The following is a 16663-nucleotide window of genomic DNA, read 5'->3' as shown; positions in this document are numbered from 1 at the left end:
CACCAACTAGACGGGAAACCACAATGCATCATTCACCCTCCTTTGCCCCTCGGCGCGTCCCGCTGCGGCGCCGATTCATTCACGTATTCGCCGCCGTCTTTGCCACAGCACTGGCCTTCTTCTCCCCCGCCTCGGCACTTGCCTTTGATGAGGTCTTCGACTCTGGCCACGTAGACGCCTTTTATGTCACGGCCCCAGATGGTCAGCTACACCTATCGATGAAGGAAGACATCACTGGATCGAGCGTTCCACGCTCCGGCGATGATGTGGTGCTCAAGGTTGTGGAGGACGCTTGGTCCGATGCCACCGAGGCCGTGCCGGAGATCGGCCAGCCCACCTATTTCCTGCCGCAGACCCAGGATCAACGCATCATTTGGCCGGGCTGGGATACCCAGCCTGCACGCGATGGCGGCTTTGACAACGTTGACCTAGAATTCGCCGAAGTTTCCGGCCCGGGTTCTGTTTATGTCTTTGAGACCAGCGGCTTTGGCGATGTGAAGACGGTGACCGATTCCGGCTCAATGGAGCTCACCAGCGGCGAGGTCATCAACCAGCCCAATCCTGCTCACCGGCACGTCAACTGGGCCTTTAGCGAGGCCGGCACGTACACCATGACGGTGCAAGCCCATTCCAACGGCGAATCCAGCAATGCTGTGACCTACACCTGGGAGGTGGGCGACGGCGGCGAAGCATCCGCAGCCGATCGATCGGCTGATACCGGCGAGGTTAGCAATGACCAAGAAGCTACGAGCACCCCGCGTTCAGCAGACAAGGGCGGCGCTGCAGCCGCAGATAAATCCGGTGCAGCTACGGATAAAGAGTGCACCCCGGGTATGACGCCGCAAATCAAGGACGATACTGTCTCTCCTTCCCAGTGGCGCGATGCTGATGGCGCTACCTTTTATCTCTCCGATAAATCCAGCGTCGATCTGCCCCAAGAGGTAGGCCCAGTGCCAGCTGGTCAGGCGTGGATGATTGGTTCTACCCAGGTCGATGGCGTGCCGTGGCTCGGTGCTAATACCCAAAGTCCGACCATGCGCGAGAATATCCCTGGCGATGTCACCTGGGAGTTAGCAGGCTTCAAGGGCCCTGGCCCGATGATGGTCTACTCCCAGGGCGGACTGGGAAAGATTGTGGGCGATGAGTGGTTCCGAGGCAATGCCGATGCGGCGGAGGGCACCTATTCGATTGCCCCCAATACGCACGTGCACCCCAACTGGGTCTTTGGTGCGCAGGGCACCTATGACGTCACCATCCGCCAGGTGGCCAAGACCGATGAGGGCAAGCAAGTCGCCGGCGAAGCGACACTTCACTTCGTGGTCGGCGGCGACAAGCCGGCGGAAGCCTTTGACAACGGGCACTTCGACTTAGGCGCTGCGGTAAATCCGGAGGGCGGAGACTGCGGGGATGGTGCTGCGGCAGGTGGGGCGTCGGCAAGCGCTGGTGGCTCTTCCACAAGTACCGGAACAAGCACTGGCCAGGCCGCGCAGGCCCCCAGCAAGGGCGGTTCTTTAGCCAATACGGGGACTCCCATTGTTCCCTTTGGCATCGGAGCACTGGGCTTGGGCATGCTTTTCCTCGGCCTGGGCATTGCCCGCCTAGCTGTAGCTAAGGCAGCGGACTAATGGCGCGTGCGCTTTCCCATAGACGCAGGCTTCGGACCATTGGCGCGCTGCTGGGCTCCTGCCTGCTGGCCACTGGTTGTGCCCCCTCGGCCGCGTTGGATGCTGGAGACGGAGAGAGATTCACCGTGGTGGCCACCACCCCGATCCTCGCGGATCTCGCGCGCAACATTGCGGGAGAAGATGCCCGCGTACAAAGCCTTATTCCCAGTGGAAAAGATCCGCATACCTTTGAGCCAACGCTGCGCACGGTACGCGATGTTGCCAATGCCGATTTGGCGCTGAGCAATGGCTACTTGCTGGAGCCGCAGTCTCTCATCGATACGCTGCACGAATCCACCGATGCCCCCGTGGTGGAAGTGGCCGATGCTGCCTCCACCCGCGGTGCCACTCTCGTGCCGCTGGTAGAAGATGTCTCGCTCGAGGCAATTTGGCTGGGCCTGCGTATCAGCGGCGCACAACAGCGCTCTTCTGGAGTGGATTTCCGCATGGTCTCTGCCGACGGACCAGGTAACGTCGCGGCCTATGTGGTCTCTACCTTCGGCACCCCGGAGGTCCTTTTTAACTCGGCCGATGGCATCGATGAAAAAGAAGACTCAGTGACCCTGCCGGCCAACGCCCACACGCACGTCTCTTGGGGGTTTTCCCAGCCAGGCATCTATCACCTCGGGTTCCAAGCAGAGGGCACCGACGTCCAACACCTCACTGTGGCCGTGGGAGTAAACCCACCTAAAGGCATGCAAGTGATAGATTCCGGACACCTGGATATTGCAGGTGACCTAGCCAAGCACAGCATTGACTTGCGCGATCAGGACAAGCGTTTCGACCCTGCCACCACCGTGGTGTCCATCCCCTCTTCAGTGCTGCAGCCCATTCCGCCTGATCCTGCCTACCGCTTCCTGGGCAGGCCGGGCGCGGATACCTACCTATTGCCGCAGGCGGTCCTAGGTAAGCACATCCACGGCGAGGTGGACCCGCACCTATGGCACAACGTGGACAACGCCATCGCCTACGTCGATGTCATTGCCGAGGAAATGGCGCAAGCAGATCCTTCCCACGGGGCGTCCTACCGCCAACGGGCGGAGGCCTACACCCAGCGCTTGCGGAATACGGATACCTATGTTGACCGCGCCATTTCTTCTATCCCTAAAGAAAACCGGCACCTCGTGACGACCCACCACGGCTACGCCTATCTGGAGCAAGGATATGACATGTCGGTGGCCGGCTTCGTCACTCCCAATCCGGCCATCGAGCCTTCCCCACGCGAAGTCATTTCCTTGCGCCGCACGCTGGAGAACCTACATCTGCCAGCGGTGTTTGTAGAACCCGTGCAGCAGGCAAGCGCCGAGACATTGAAGCAGGCTGCCGCGGAGCAAGGCGTGGAGCTGTGCCCCATCTACGGCGACACGTTCGATGACACCGTCAGCTCCTACATCGAACTTATGAAATTTAACGCTGATTCCCTTCAGCGCTGCCTCACCCCCACCCCCACCGATGGAGATAAAAATGCTTAAATTCGCTACTCGTACCGCCACCCGCACCGCCGCCTGCGTCCTTACTGCAGGCCTGGCATTTTCTACCAGTCCTGCTTGGGCGGGCGACCTCGCCCAGGTAGTCGGTGCCGATGAACACGTTGCCCCACAAGGCCAGGAAAAGGTCATCGATACCGGTCACGTAGACGTTGGTGCCCTGCTTGATGGCACGGATTCTGAGCTTATGGCCCGCGATGATGCCGGCGATAAGCCAGTCTGGCGTCACCTGGATGACCTCGTGTTTTCCGTGGGCGATAAGGCACAACAAACCCTTCCCGATACAGATGACTTTGGCTTCGTTGGCGCTGAATCCGGCGATAAGGTCTGGGTAGTTCCCCAAACCGAACAAGTCGGTGTTCCCTGGCTGGGGTGGAATACCCAGGCGCCCTCACTTGTCGACGCCGCCGATCGTGGAGTCACCATGGAATTTCTCGGCCATTCCGGGCCAGGCGATTTCTCCCTCTTCCTGCAAAACGGCGGCTTCGAAGCGCCACAGCTCTTGTGGTCCACCGCGCAGAAGAGCGACGAGGACTTCTGGGTAGACCTCAATACCCACACCCACGCCAACTGGACGTTTACGGAGCCAGGCACCCATCAGGTAGGCATCAGGGTAAAGGGCAAGACCAAGGACGGTGCCGATTTCAGCACCGATGGCGTACTCACCTTCGCCGTGGGCGATGATGCCGACGTCCAAGCGGCCCAGGACACCACCTGGAATCCAGACGATGCCCAGACCGCGGGCTCCTCTATTCCCACCTGGGTCTTTGTCCTCGCCGGTGTCGGCGCCGTAGTACTGCTACTGGCCCTGGGACTCGCCCTGCGTTCAGCCAAGCGGGGCGATAACCGTGGCTAAACCGCTTATTTCCGTTGCTGATCTCAACGTCTCGCTCTCGCACCGCAGCGTCATCACCGATGCCAACCTCACTGTCTGCCCGAGCGAATTCATCGGGCTCCTCGGGCCCAATGGTGCTGGTAAGACCACCCTCATGCGCGCGATTTTAGGGCTCATTCCTTCCTCCGGAACTCGCAGCATCTCCGGCACTGTGGGGTATGTTCCCCAGCGCCACGAGGTGGAATGGGGCTTTCCCATCAATGTCTATCGCACCGTTCTCAGCGGCCGCACCGGCCTTATCGGCTGGCTCAAGCGACCGCGCGCCACGGACCACGCCGCGGCGGCAGAGGCGCTTCGTTTGGTTCACATGGAAGAGTTTTCTACCCGTCCCATCGAAGAACTCTCCGGTGGTCAACGCCAGCGCGTGCTCATCGCCCGGGCACTCGCCACACAACCACACGTGCTGCTGCTCGATGAGCCCTTTACCGGGCTAGATGCGCCAAATACCGAATCGCTCCTCGAGCTTTTTGAAGAGCTTTCCCACCGCGGCACCTCCATCATTATGTCCACTCATAACCTTTCTGAAGCCGCACATTCCTGCCACCGCCTCATTCTTTTTAACGGCACCGTGGTAGCCGATGATTCCGCTTCGCGCCTTCTTCGCCAGACGGATCCGTGGACGCACACCTTTGGCGTGCGTGCCGGTTCGCCTTTGCTTTCTTCCATTGGAGTCTCCGCATGATAGAAATTTCCTTCCTCGATTTCCTGCGCGACCTGGTTAATCCCCACCTTGACTTCCTCGCTCGCGCGGTAGGCATCTCCTTGCTGGCGGCCATCGTGTGCGGCGTCATCGGCTGCTATGTCGTGCTGCGCGGCATGGCCTTTATTGGCGATGCCGTCTCCCACGCGGTATTTCCTGGCCTAGCCATTGCCTTCGCCCTGCAAGCCTCGGTGCTCGTGGGTGGCGCAGTCGCCGGTGCGGTTGTGGCCTTGCTCATCGCCGCCTTTTCGCAGCGTCGCCACGTACGAGCGGATTCCATCATCGGTATCTTCTTCGCCGCGGCCTTCGCCTTGGGCATGGTGATCATCTCGCGCACCGATGGTTATAGTGCCTCGTTGACAAGCTTCCTCTTCGGCTCACTCACCGGCGTATCCCGCACCGATATCATCATCGCGGCCTGCGTATGTGCCGTGGTTATCGCCATCGTTATAGCCTTTGGCCCCCAACTCAACGCCACGTGCTTGGACCGGGAAACTGCCCGCGCAATGGGCTTGCCCGTCTTTGTGCTGGATATCATTTTGTACCTGTGTGTCACGGCCGCAGTGGTCATTTCCGTAAGCACGATCGGCAATATCTTGGTCCTCGCACTGCTTATCACTCCGGCCGCGACGGCACGCCTACTTAGCGCAAACCTCACGACCATGATGTGGCTATCCGCCCTCATTGGCGCGCTATCTAGCTTCCTCGGTATCTACCTAGCATGGGCCATTGATTTACCGGCCGGCGCCACCATCGTGCTCACCCTCACCGTCATTTTCTTGGGCGTTTGGGCTATCCACCCACTGCTCGGCGCCCGCAAGCACGCAGGTGCCTCGCTTTCCGACGCCCCACACCCCACCCCACGAAAGGAATCCGTCTCCTCATGAAACCTGTCTGCCGCACCGCGGTGGCCCTTGGCGCCGCCGGACTTATTAGCCTCGGCGCCCTTCCGGGAGCGGGAGTAGAACCCTTCGAGCCCGCCACCGCATATGCCGAAGAATCCACCGAGGAATGCTCTTCCAACGACTTCGACCTCATCACCAAGGGCCACCAGGACATGGCGCTCAGCGGCGATTCCGGTGATCTCAGCTTCACGGTGAAAGATGATGACAAGGGCATCGAGCATGACTCTGAGTCCTTCGCCATTGAGGTATCTGATGACCTTAAACAACCGCTATCGGAGCTCGGTGATTCTTCCCTGCCCGATGAAGGTTGGATTCTGCCGCAAACGCAAGACCCCGATGCTCCTTGGCTAGGTTTTAATACCCAAGAGCTGTCTCAGGATCTCCTCGCCACTGGAGATACCGCTAACTTGAGCATGGCTATCGCACAGGGCCCCGAGGATGGCCGCATCCTGGCCTACCAGGTGAATCTTGGTGACCCCAAGGTGCTTATGGACACTGCCGATGGCTCTGCCTGGGACTACCCCGGCAACTCCCATTCCCACCCGGCCTTTGCCTTTACCGAGCCGGGTACTTACGCGGTGAGTTTTACCTTCGAGCTTCCCGACGGCACCCGACACCACTTGCATGCTGGCTTCCTCGTCGGAGAGCAGGCAGATGCGAAAGATCTATGCGGCGTGGACTATACCGATGCGGACGCTGCTACCGGCAACGGTGGCGACTCAAATAGCCGCCCCAAGCAACTGGAAAAAGACGTCAAAGACGTAGACAAAGCCATCGCCGGGCTAGACAAAGAACTCGACAATACCCTGCAGAAGGGCCAGAAATTCCTAGACGGTGGCAAGCCACAAGAAGACAAGAAGGGTTCTGACGAGGACAGCGCGGGCAAGCGCCAGCAGCCCTCCCGCACCAAGGAAAAAGACGCTGGGAAGGATGGAGCGCCACATAAGACGCCGTCCACGGGTTCGGCTCACGCCTCTGGTACTACGCGAAAGTCTGGTGCTGGTTCTGGGGCTACGACCCACCATTCGGCTAGCCGTGTCAATGATTCTGCCTCCACTGCGAAATCCGGAAAAAGCGGAGGCGCTGGCACGGGCTCACACCGTTCTGCTTCCACCAGCGGTTCTTCCCACTCGACGGCCAAAAAGTCCACCGGCTCTCGGGACGCAAAGTCCGCAAAGCGTACCAAGGGCAAGGCCGCAGGCACCGCTGGTGCAGAGAGGGTGCCGGATGCCGGCGCTGCGGAAGGCAAAAACACTGGAAATGTACTGACTAATGCCGCTGCGTATACCGCCACCCTGGCTAAAAGCAGCTTCTGGGCGGGCCTTTTAGCCGGACTAGGCGCATTCGCTCTGGTGCTCGGAATCGGCCTGCTGGTCTATGTCCGGTTCTTCCGCAAGAAGAAGGCCCCAGCGCAGCAGCCGGCCGATGATGCCACGGCCCACTTGCCGCGCGTCGACTAGCGCAGTGCTAGTTATCGGCCAACCATAGAACGAGGCCCAGAGGATCTCTCCTCTGGGCCTCATCCGTGGCTAAGAGCCGCTGTTTTATACCCTGGTCTTGGACGAGAGGAAGTCCCAGACCACCTTTGGAGTATCTGGCTGCCAGAACCAGGTGTGGTCCTGCGGAACCTTGACCAGCTGTACGTCCTTCTGGCAACCATTGAAGTTCAGGCGTTCGGAACCGCCAGCCTCTGGAGTCGCCTGGAAGGTCATGTCGCATCGATTGCGTTTCAGGTAGCCGCCAAGCACCGTGCGCACCGGTAAGTAGCCAGCCTCGTGCCGGTCACCGCCTTCATAGGTCATCATCTTGTCATTGACGCCATGCATGATGAGGGTATTCATCGGCGCATCGGCACAGTTAACCTCGACCGGGTTATAAAAAGCACCCGAGACCATGGCTACAGCGGCGAAGGTATCTTGGGCGTGGCAGCCCAGCACTGAGGTAAAGCCGCCGCCATTGGACATACCCATGGCGTACACGCGGTTGCGGTCAACGTGGTAGTCTTTGTCCACAGAGTCAAGAATGCGTTTGATGAAGCGGATGTCCTCACCATCGCGCGTCTTGGCATAAGGTGCTGCCTCCCAAGCACGCTCAAAACCCTCCGGGTAGACGATGATTGCCTCGTTATTGGCTTCAGTGGTCTGCATGCGTGCGTAGCTGGAATAGTTTTCCGGGGAATCTCCCCATCCACCGAAGCCGAAAAGTACAGGCGCAGCCTTTTCCGGCGAATAGTTATTGGGAATGCGCAATAGATACCTGCGGGTCTTTCCCTCGTGCTCCATAGTGAGCGACTGTATGGAGCCCGGCTTAAATGGCGGGTTGGGGTTGATGCTGGTATCTACCATCGCTGGCCGCGGTGCCGGCTCCGGAAGTGATGATCCCTCAGGAGCAGGTGCCGGGTTGTTTTGGTCAGCACCTTTATCTGCTGGTGCCGGGGTGGATTCTTTCACGCCTTCTGGAACGAGGTGGGATCCATCTGGCTGCGGAATAACTGGCTTCGCGTTTTCGGGTGCCGGGCCCGGTGCTGGTGCCGGTGCTGGCTGTGGTGCGTTTGCTGGGGCCGGCGCAGGTGCAGGCGCTTCTTGCGCGTGGGCAGGAGACACGCTCAGCAGCGCCCCGCTAGCCAGCACACCAACAACAATCAGGTAAAGGAAATAGCGAAGAAAATTAGTAACATTAGCCACAAGGTTAAAACTAACCACATTTTTCACTAGAGACACTGTTTACACGCCCAGTGCACACTCAATTCTGTAAGAAAAGCCCAAGGCATTAAGCTATATTTTCATGCACGAAGACAGACCAAGCACCGCCCCCGATTTTTTGCTCTCACGGGCAACGGGGTCTGTCCGTACCCAAGGGGCGCGCCACACTTTTAATGACGCCGATGCGGCAATTTCTGCTCTCCGCAGCAAGGATGTAGAGATGGTCGTCGGTGCGATCCCCTTCGATTCGGACACCCCCGCGGCACTAACCGTACCGGAGGCCATCATCCGCGAAGAGGGCCCGCTGGAACCGCACGCTTATTATCGCAACCAGAGTTTAAGCTCCCGCGTAGTTGGCTTCGATCCAGAGCCTGAGGAACACCTTCGCCGCGTGGAGGCAGCCATCGGCACGATTGAAACCTCCAAACTAGAAAAGGTAGTTCTAGCCCGCGCGGTAGACATCGAATTCCCTGAAGCCATCGATCCGCGCCTCGTGGCGGCGCGCCTTATCGATCTCTCCGCCAACCGTGACGGGTTCATTGCTGATCTCTCTCCCGCTGGAAGGCCGGGCGCGATGCTTGTCGGCTCCTCCCCGGAGGTTCTAGTCAAGCGTCAAGGCTCGACTGTGTCAGCCTTTCCCTTGGCGGGTTCGTCTCCGCGCCGCGCCTTGGCGGCCGAGGATCACCTCGCAGGACAGGACCTCTTGCATTCTTCCAAGGATCTCCACGAACACGCTTTTGTGGTCGACCACCTGCGCCGGGCGCTCACCCCATTGTGCGAGCGACTAGATATTCCGGACGTCCCACAACTGATAAGCACAAATGAAATGTGGCACCTTGGCACGCCGATTTCCGGAACGCTCAAGGATAAAGACTTGACTGCGCTCGAGCTTGCCCTAGCGGTCCATCCCACACCGGCTATCTGTGGCACCCCGGCCGAAGCCGCCCAAGCCCTTATTGAGACTGCGGAGACTGACCGTGGTTTCTATGCCGGCGCGGTCGGCTGGTGCGATAGTTCAGGTGACGGCGAATATATGGTAGCCATTCGCTGCGCAGAGGTTGCCGGCGATGGACTCTCCGCACGCGCTTGGGCTGGTGGAGGCATCGTCGGCGATTCTGATGCCCAAGCGGAGTTGGAAGAAACCACCGCTAAGCTGCGCACCATTTTGAAGGCGCTAAGCCTCTAGCCCACGCGCTTGGCGACGAGCACGACGTCGGTGCGGTGGTGCGCACCTGCACTTTCAGCCAAGTGGCGCTCCCGGCGGGCTAGGGTGACAGTTTCCAATTCGCGCAGGTTGTGCGCCAACCATTCCGGCATCGCCAGTTCTGTGGACTCCATATCGTGGTGAACAAAAAGCAGTGTTCCCCCTGGAGCTACCAAGTGCTCAAGCTTTTCGACCTCTTCCGACGTTGCGCGTATCCCACCGTAGTGGACGCTTACCAAGTCAAAGGGCTCATGGCTAAAGCCACTAAACATAGCAACCTGTGCGGCAACGCCGAGGGCGCGAGTGCGGGCTACGGCCGTCGGGGCGAAGTCAATGCCCAACACATCCCAGCCGTGGTTTTTAAGCCAGAGCGCGTCCGCACCTTCTCCACACCCAACATCGAGGGCCGTGCCAGGCGCGAGCTCCGCAGCATAATCGACAAGGGTGGAGTTCGGTTTTCCCGACCATACTTGATCAGTGCTGCGGTACCGCTCCTCCATTTCCGCGGGAGTGGGAACGTAGGGGCGATGCTCGCTCTGGTGGGAGTTATGCACGGTCGATGGAATTGCGTAGGGTTCCCAGGCCTGGGATCTCGATTTCGATGGTATCCCCCGGCATCATCGGAGCGGTGCCCGCCGGTGAACCAGTAGTAATGACATCGCCGGGAAGCAAGGTATAGGCGGCGGAAATCTCTTCTAAGATGCCGCCCATCTTCACAATCATCTGGTCCGTATTGGAATCCTGCTTTTGCTCACGAGAGCCCTCATGTGTCAGGTAGGCATTAATCTTCTGGTCATCCAGATTCAAGCTGTCCAGATCCGTCTCAATCCATGGGCCGAGCGGACAGAAAGTGTCGATCCCCTTGGCACGAGCCCATTGTCCGTCCTTGAACTGCAGGTCACGGGAGGAAACATCATTGCAAATGGTGTAGCCCAGTACGTGGTCTTGCCAGTTCTCGGCCTTGATATTCTTCGACGGTTTGGAAATGACTACGGCAAGCTCGCCCTCAAACTCTACATTGGTGGCATAGTCTGGGATCTTGATCGCGGCATCCGGGCCGATGACCGCGGTGGACGGCTTAATGAAGATGGTGGGCGGCAAGCTATCGGCAGACTTCTTGAAGACTTCCGCAACGTGGTCCGCATAGTTGCGGCCCAGCGCCACAACCTTGGTAGGCAGGGTCGGTGCCAAGAGGCGAACCTCGTTAAGCTTCCACTCGCGCCCGGTTGGCTCCGGCGGAGTGAAAGGCGTGCCAGCAATTTCTTTTGCTACTAGCTCTTGCATCGGGGCGTCTTTCGGCCCATCGATAATGGCGAAACAGATTCCTTCTGGGTGTGCAATTCGTCCTAAACGCATAGCGGTAATCCTACTCAATCGCTCCCTTTACATGTGTGCAAAGGTTACGGTGTTAATTAGTTAATTTGAGTAAATTGCGGTGTTCTTTCAAACGCCATTGCAAGCCCCTGGAAGAGGGGATGAAAGCAACCGTTCGGATCCGGGGGCGTCGGCAAGCGCATCGTGCAGGGCAGGTTTGCTCCTATGTAGCTAGGGCGCGCGAAATTCGGTCGCCGACGTCAGTGGTATTCACCGGCCCATCGCCGCGTTGGGCAACGTCTTGCGCCACCGCATCCTCTATCCGTTGCGCATTGGCTTCATCGCCTACGTGTCTAAGGAGCATGGCCGCCGACAAAATAGCAGCCGTCGGATCCGCAATCCCCTTCCCAGCGATATCCGGCGCAGAACCATGGACCGGCTCGAACATCGAGGGATTCGCTCCTGAAGCATCAATATTTCCGGAGGCAGCAAGGCCAATGCCACCCACTACGGCACCGGCAAGATCGGTAAGAATGTCTCCAAAAAGGTTATCGGTGACTATTACGTCATATCGCGCCGGATCCGTAACCATATAAATGGTCGCAGCATCAATATGTTGGTAATCCACCTGAACCTCTGGAAACTCAGCGGCGATGTCATCGACAGTGCGCTGCCACAGCCCACCCGCATTGACCAATACATTGTTTTTGTGCACCAAGGTCAGGTGCTTGCGGCGCTGCTCAGCCCGCGCAAAGGCATCGCGCACTACGCGCTCCACGCCAAAGCGGGTGTTTTGTGATACCTCACTTGCCACCTCACGCTCAGTGCCCTCGCGCAAGGTACCACCGTTTCCGCAGTACAGCCCCTCGGTGCCCTCGCGCACCACCACAAAATCAATGTCTCCAGGATCGGCCAACGGCGAAGAAGCAGTGGGATACAGCTTGGAAGGACGGAGGTTTACGTAATGATCCAGCGCAAATCGCATCTTGAGCAATAGCCCTCGCTCCAATACGCCTGGAGGCACTTTACCCGGGGCACCAATAGCCCCCAATAAGATGGCATCGTGTTCGCAGAGACTAGCTAAATCCGCATCCGTGAGAAGCTCCCCGTTGCGTAGGTAGCGCCGGGCACCAAGGTCATACTCGGTGGTGTCAATATCGGAGCGAACGGCATGCAGCACCTTGAGAGCCTCAGCCGTTACCTCGGGCCCAATACCATCCCCACCAATTACCGCAAGTTTCATTATGTAGGATTCCCTTCTCATAGAGTGGATTTAACCAACTCTATCAAAAAGGACCCGCGCAGCGCAGGAAGTTACCTGACACTACGCGGGATATGCTCCACGGATTCTGCACCAGCAGCTTTATGCGTCCATATCTAACTGTTCGCACTCTGCACCCAATGCCGCATTAATCTCAGCAATGAGAGACTCCGGCACCTCGGTATCCACGCGCAAAATAAGGACAGCGTCAGACTCTTGCTTAGCGTGAGTAAGCGCCGCCGCCACGATATTAATTCCAGCAGCACCTAGCTTGGTGCCCACCGTTCCCAACGCGCCCGGAGCATCCGCATAACGGAAGAAGAGATTGCGGCCAGTAGCGCGCATATCGACGCCGCGGCCGTTGATGCGGATAAACTTTTCGGTTCCATCGATGCCGATAAGCGCACCGGTCAGCGAGGAAGTTTCTCCATCAGCACCGATAACTTTCACCTGCAAGGAGGAGCGGTGCCCCTTGGATTCCGCGTTGGTAGATACCTCCACCTCTACCCCACGGCTCTGCGCAATCTGCATGGCATTGACAAATGTCACCGGTTCCGAAGTCACGCCGCTAAACAGACCCCGGACAGCAGAAAGACCTAAAACTTCTACATCCTCGGTAGACAGCTCACCGCAAGCTTCTACTTCAACGGCAACGGGTGCCTGCCCCAGCAGACGTCCAGCTGTAAGTCCTAGCTTGCGTGCGAGATCCAGCCAGCCAGCAACTTCTTCTCCTACAGCCCCACCGGAGACGTTTACCGCATCTGGGACAAACTCACCGGCGAGAGCTTTGAGCACCGAAGCCGCCACATCGGTTCCTGCTCGGTCCTGGGCCTCTACAGTGGAGGCTCCCAAGTGTGGGGAAACGGTGACCTGCGGCAGCTTAAAGAGCGGAGAATCAGTGCATGGTTCCGTAGCAAAAACATCGAATCCCGCACCTCGGTGATGCCCCTGTTCGATAGACTCGGCCAAGGCCTCCTCATCCACCAATCCGCCGCGAGCCGCATTAATGAGAATCTGCCCCTTCTTCGCCTTAACCAAAAGCTCCTTATCAAACATTCCGGCAGTCTCTGGGGTCTTCGGAAGGTGAATGGTCACAAAATCGGAACGAGACATGAGCTCTTCCAATTCGACCAGTTCCACGCCCAGTGCCGCCGCACGAGCCGGGTTGGCATAGGGGTCGTGGGCAATGATGGTCGTTTCAAAAGACTTCAGACGCTGTGCGAAGAGCTGACCAATGTGTCCAAAACCAACAATACCGATGGTCTTTCCATATACCTCCACGCCCTTGAAAGAAGAACGCTTCCATTCCCCCTCGCGCAGCGACTGGTCGGCTGCTGGTACCTGACGCGCCGTCGCCAAGAGCAATGCAATGGCCTGTTCGCACGCCGAGTGAATATTAGACGTAGGTGCATTTACCACCATGACGCCCTTTTCCGTTGCCGCCGGAATATCAACGTTATCTAGGCCTACTCCTGCGCGGCCCACAATTTTTAGCTTTGGAGCTGCTTCTAAAACCTCTGCATCAACAGTAGTTGCAGAACGCACCAGCAAAGCCTCTGCATCCGGAACTGCGGCGAGCAACTCCGCACGGTTTGGACCGTCCACCCAACGAACCTCAACTGAATCCCCCAAGGCCGTAACTGTGGATTGAGCTAATTTATCGGCAATAAGGACTACCGGCTTCGACATATCTTCCTTCGCTTAAGTGTGATGCGGTGCACGCGGAATTCCCGCGTGTCAAGGAAGTGTAGTTCAGGAAGGAGTGCCTTGCTTGATTTTTGCCTTAAATTCTTTCACTCGACCGAATTCCGGTCCAAGGGCTACTAAGGAACCGTCTGTAAGGCCAGCAACAGCGGCCATGCTGTGCTTATCCTCCAATGGATCAACAGTCGGCACCACCAACACCTTGCCGCCATAGGCTGCAGCCGTAATGACGTTCGCGATGGGACTGTCTTTTGTCGCGATGATATTCGGCGCCATCTGGGCATCCCTGCGGGACTGTGCTGGGACAGGTTTCTTCTTTTTCCCATCAGCCTCAGGTTCGCCTTCATACGGCACCCATGCGGGCCGCAGCTCCACTTGGGGAGTCTTGTCCAATCGCGCAATATCTTTGACCATTTGCTCAGGGGAAGCTACCACCTTGGAGCCGTATTGGAAGGCCGTAAACTCTCCCAGCGCTTTGTGCGTACCTGGATCCTTAATCACCTCGAAGTCCCCAGATGTTTGTGTCCACGGCACATCGCCGACAATCACCAAGCGTCGTACTCCCAGGTCCGTGAGTAGCTTATGGATTTCCAAACGCCTAGCGTCGTCATACTGCACCGCAGGCAAATGCTGGTTTACCGCCAACGTTGCTGCACGCAGAATAGATTTATCATCCGCGGTAAAGAGGACGAGCGAATCGGAATCTTCAAAAAATAGGCGGCTAGCCTCGATGCCTATGGGGTCATTGACAATGACGAATCTGCCGTCAAATTTCGGGTCAATCAGCCGGTTTTGGTTCTCCGCTTTGGCCTTATTGAGGTCAATTTCAGACTCATCCAAATCAGACAATCCCCGCCTGACCAGTTTGGTTTCAGTAACTGGCGTGCCACAGGCAGCTAATGCAAGCGATGCGACAAGCACTGTGGCAGTCAGGCGCACAGAATTAGCGATCAAAAGCTTGCGGGCCTTCCTCTCCACCAAACAGGTTTGCTTCATCCACATCACGGATGACAGGTTTACCTAAAGCATATTCCACGATGTCAAGGAACCGTTGACGACGGTCTGCTAGGAATTCTCGCGGCTGTGACGCCCGCAGGTAATTCAAATTCATATCGTGGGACGCTAGTACCTCATCAAATTGCCTGTCTTCCATGATGGACTTGGACTGAACGCGCGGCAGGTAGCGATCGGGAGCGAAGCCATCGAGTACTACCTCAGTTCGCTTGCCCATTGGGGTGTAGTTCATCACGGACTCCGCCAAAACGGGGTCCACTCCGTGGCGCTTGCACCAATTCAGCGGGAAAACCGGGAAAAAGCCCGGCTTGAGCTCTTCAAATGTGCGCCTATTAAACGCCTTTCCTGTGCGCCAATCCTTTGCGCCGCGCGCCATAAGGAGGGCATAGAGACCATGCCATACACCGTCCTTATCATCCACAGAGAGCAAACGGGATTCCCGGAAGGTGGCATCGGTGACAGTTTTCGGGGCTTCATCCGTTGCGCCCGCTACCCACTCGGTGACCTCATCCACGTCGCGAGCGGCGCGCAGCTGCACGGCAGACGAGCCATAAAGCTCGCCGAAGACGCCGCACCAGAACCATTGGTTCATGCGGTCCCACGATTGCTGGGTAGACAGCGCTCCCCCGCGTTTAGCCAGGCGGGCAATGATGACGGCTAGAGGAACAATCTGTTCATTAAACGGAACCTGATCCGTATTAAGGATGCATCGTTCCGCCAAAAACTCAGATACCTCACGGAAAGTAATGCGTAAATCTTTGGCCGCCGCCTTATACTCCGTTAGGGACAGCTTTAAGATGTCCTCGCGCTGCCCACCAGCACGGCCCTTTTCTCCGGAGACTAAAAGCGATACTGCAGAAAGAAATTCTGTGCGCCCAATTCCGTCCAAAGCTGGGGACGTACGCAGATCCTTTTCCACTTCTTGCCAATCAGTGGCCAGGTGGAACGTGGGATCCTCGGAAGCAAATACTGCGGTGAGTAAATCGAATACGTCCATTTGCAGGCCTGCCGAATTTGCCTGCGCGAAAATCGACCCGATGCCGGCTCGCTCTGTTTCTCGGGAAAGCCGAATCATCGGCAGGTCATAGCCGGACAATGGTCTAACGATGCGGTTATTAAACGCTGCTAGCTCCGCGCTGTATTCCTGTTTGGTCGCTGCAAGCTCAAAGAGCATGCCAACGCCATCTTCACTCAATAGTGAAGCAACAGGAATGCACATATTCTCTAGGGCGTCTTCCCGCGAAAGAATGTCCCCCTCAATCGTCGGTGCGAAGTGCGATCGAATTTTTCCTTTGTGATCGACTGCAAAGATGGCGTCATCCGGCATAATCTCGCCCCGCACGGCAGCTCGAATATCAATGAAGAAACGGCGATGAATTTTCTTCTTGCGGAAGTCAGTTGTGTCTACAAAGCCCTCGCCGTTGAAGCAGTGATACAGCGTGGTCAAACGCTGCTGTCCATCTAAAAGGAGCAAGCCGGGGTCGACGCCGGTATCCGGCGCGCCGGCGAGGGCGCGGGGGCGAAAGCGCATCTTTTCGTTTCGAGTATCAAGTGCCATAAGCGCCCCGATGGGATAGCCGCGCAGCACAGAAACAATGAGTGAACGGATGCGATCTTCGTCCCAGGCATAGCTGCGTTGGAAATCAGGTAGCTGGATGTCCCCGCGATTAATCCGTGCAAAGAGGTCTTTGAGATCATAACTTGGCGTCGTAAAGCCCATGCCCGACATCCTACCCCCAAGGATTAATTCTTTCCTGCCGATAATTCAGAAAACCCCCGGTGAACACCCCTAATTCACCGTGGGTTTGGCGCT

At 57.7% G+C, this 16663-nt stretch carries 14 protein-coding genes; 7 read left to right on the top strand and 7 right to left on the bottom strand.

Going from position 1 to position 16663, the window contains the following annotated elements; all coding sequences use genetic code 11:
* Positions 1–23: 23 nt before the first annotated feature.
* Genes ACP8J1_RS05255 through ACP8J1_RS05230 form a run of 6 tightly spaced genes read left to right on the top strand, consistent with a single transcriptional unit; the run spans position 24 to position 7111 of the window.
* Entirely contained in the window at positions 24–1625 is a 1602-nt protein-coding gene (locus tag ACP8J1_RS05255; protein ID WP_023021688.1) for a choice-of-anchor M domain-containing protein, read from the top strand.
* Complete coding sequence (locus tag ACP8J1_RS05250) at positions 1625–3136, top strand: anchored repeat ABC transporter, substrate-binding protein (protein WP_023021689.1); 1512 nt, start codon at positions 1625–1627, stop codon at positions 3134–3136. The genes ACP8J1_RS05255 and ACP8J1_RS05250 overlap by 1 nt, the downstream gene beginning before the upstream one ends.
* Entirely contained in the window at positions 3129–4007 is an 879-nt protein-coding gene (locus tag ACP8J1_RS05245; protein ID WP_023021690.1) for a choice-of-anchor M domain-containing protein, read from the top strand. The genes ACP8J1_RS05250 and ACP8J1_RS05245 overlap by 8 nt, the downstream gene beginning before the upstream one ends.
* On the top strand, positions 4000–4728 hold the full coding sequence (locus ACP8J1_RS05240; RefSeq protein WP_023021691.1) for an anchored repeat-type ABC transporter ATP-binding subunit: 729 nt from the start codon (positions 4000–4002) through the stop codon (positions 4726–4728). Before ACP8J1_RS05245 ends, ACP8J1_RS05240 begins: the two co-directional genes overlap by 8 nt.
* Positions 4725–5633: an anchored repeat-type ABC transporter permease subunit gene (locus ACP8J1_RS05235; protein WP_023021692.1), complete on the top strand. Its 909-nt coding sequence runs from the start codon at positions 4725–4727 to the stop codon at positions 5631–5633. The genes ACP8J1_RS05240 and ACP8J1_RS05235 overlap by 4 nt, the downstream gene beginning before the upstream one ends.
* Positions 5630–7111, top strand: a complete 1482-nt coding sequence (locus tag ACP8J1_RS05230) for a choice-of-anchor M domain-containing protein (protein ID WP_302517416.1) — start codon at positions 5630–5632, stop codon at positions 7109–7111. Before ACP8J1_RS05235 ends, ACP8J1_RS05230 begins: the two co-directional genes overlap by 4 nt.
* Before the next feature lie 84 nt (positions 7112–7195).
* On the opposite strand, the gene ACP8J1_RS05225 is transcribed toward ACP8J1_RS05230, so the two are convergent.
* Complete coding sequence (locus tag ACP8J1_RS05225; protein WP_232212591.1) at positions 7196–8335, bottom strand: CE1 family esterase; 1140 nt, start codon at positions 8333–8335, stop codon at positions 7196–7198.
* A gap of 100 nt (positions 8336–8435) precedes the next feature.
* On the opposite strand from ACP8J1_RS05225, the gene ACP8J1_RS05220 reads away from it, so the two are divergent.
* Positions 8436–9539 (top strand): isochorismate synthase, encoded by a 1104-nt coding sequence (locus ACP8J1_RS05220; protein WP_023021695.1) that lies wholly within the window; start codon positions 8436–8438, stop codon positions 9537–9539.
* Here ACP8J1_RS05220 and ACP8J1_RS05215 read toward each other — a convergent pair.
* From ACP8J1_RS05215 to ACP8J1_RS05190, 6 genes are all read right to left on the bottom strand, one after another.
* Complete coding sequence (locus ACP8J1_RS05215; protein WP_051138344.1) at positions 9536–10057, bottom strand: class I SAM-dependent methyltransferase; 522 nt, start codon at positions 10055–10057, stop codon at positions 9536–9538. The genes ACP8J1_RS05220 and ACP8J1_RS05215 overlap by 4 nt on opposite strands.
* A gap of 46 nt (positions 10058–10103) precedes the next feature.
* Positions 10104–10913, bottom strand: coding sequence for a fumarylacetoacetate hydrolase family protein (locus ACP8J1_RS05210; protein WP_023021697.1), 810 nt, complete (start codon positions 10911–10913; stop codon positions 10104–10106).
* Between the two features lie 181 nt (positions 10914–11094).
* Positions 11095–12114: a 3-isopropylmalate dehydrogenase gene (locus ACP8J1_RS05205; protein ID WP_023021698.1), complete on the bottom strand. Its 1020-nt coding sequence runs from the start codon at positions 12112–12114 to the stop codon at positions 11095–11097.
* Between the two features lie 120 nt (positions 12115–12234).
* Complete coding sequence (gene serA / locus ACP8J1_RS05200) at positions 12235–13821, bottom strand: phosphoglycerate dehydrogenase (RefSeq protein ID WP_023021699.1); 1587 nt, start codon at positions 13819–13821, stop codon at positions 12235–12237.
* Between the two features lie 63 nt (positions 13822–13884).
* Positions 13885–14685 carry a hypothetical protein gene (locus ACP8J1_RS05195; protein ID WP_232212590.1) on the bottom strand — a complete coding sequence of 267 codons (801 nt, stop codon included), beginning with the start codon at positions 14683–14685 and terminating at the stop codon, positions 13885–13887.
* 94 nt (positions 14686–14779) lie between these two features.
* A complete protein-coding gene (locus ACP8J1_RS05190; RefSeq protein ID WP_023021701.1) occupies positions 14780–16570 on the bottom strand; it encodes a GmrSD restriction endonuclease domain-containing protein in 1791 nt (596 codons plus the stop codon).
* Positions 16571–16663: the final 93 nt, after the last annotated feature.

Source organism: Corynebacterium sp. LaCa_205 (assembly GCF_057458085.1).
This window is presented reverse-complemented; position numbering and strand designations above follow the sequence as displayed.

What these genes read in the sequence shown, in the direction of transcription:
- serA (WP_023021699.1), bottom strand. Translation starts at nt 13,821, where the DNA reads ATGTCGAAGCCGGTAGTCCTTATTGCCGATAAATTAGCTCAATCCACA.
- ACP8J1_RS05215 (WP_051138344.1), bottom strand. Translation starts at nt 10,057, where the DNA reads ATGGAGGAGCGGTACCGCAGCACTGATCAAGTATGGTCGGGAAAACCG.
- ACP8J1_RS05220 (WP_023021695.1), top strand. Translation starts at nt 8,436, where the DNA reads ATGCACGAAGACAGACCAAGCACCGCCCCCGATTTTTTGCTCTCACGG.
- ACP8J1_RS05205 (WP_023021698.1), bottom strand. Translation starts at nt 12,114, where the DNA reads ATGAAACTTGCGGTAATTGGTGGGGATGGTATTGGGCCCGAGGTAACG.
- ACP8J1_RS05190 (WP_023021701.1), bottom strand. Translation starts at nt 16,570, where the DNA reads ATGGGCTTTACGACGCCAAGTTATGATCTCAAAGACCTCTTTGCACGG.
- ACP8J1_RS05255 (WP_023021688.1), top strand. Translation starts at nt 24, where the DNA reads ATGCATCATTCACCCTCCTTTGCCCCTCGGCGCGTCCCGCTGCGGCGC.
- ACP8J1_RS05250 (WP_023021689.1), top strand. Translation starts at nt 1,625, where the DNA reads ATGGCGCGTGCGCTTTCCCATAGACGCAGGCTTCGGACCATTGGCGCG.
- ACP8J1_RS05235 (WP_023021692.1), top strand. Translation starts at nt 4,725, where the DNA reads ATGATAGAAATTTCCTTCCTCGATTTCCTGCGCGACCTGGTTAATCCC.
- ACP8J1_RS05245 (WP_023021690.1), top strand. Translation starts at nt 3,129, where the DNA reads ATGCTTAAATTCGCTACTCGTACCGCCACCCGCACCGCCGCCTGCGTC.
- ACP8J1_RS05210 (WP_023021697.1), bottom strand. Translation starts at nt 10,913, where the DNA reads ATGCGTTTAGGACGAATTGCACACCCAGAAGGAATCTGTTTCGCCATT.
- ACP8J1_RS05230 (WP_302517416.1), top strand. Translation starts at nt 5,630, where the DNA reads ATGAAACCTGTCTGCCGCACCGCGGTGGCCCTTGGCGCCGCCGGACTT.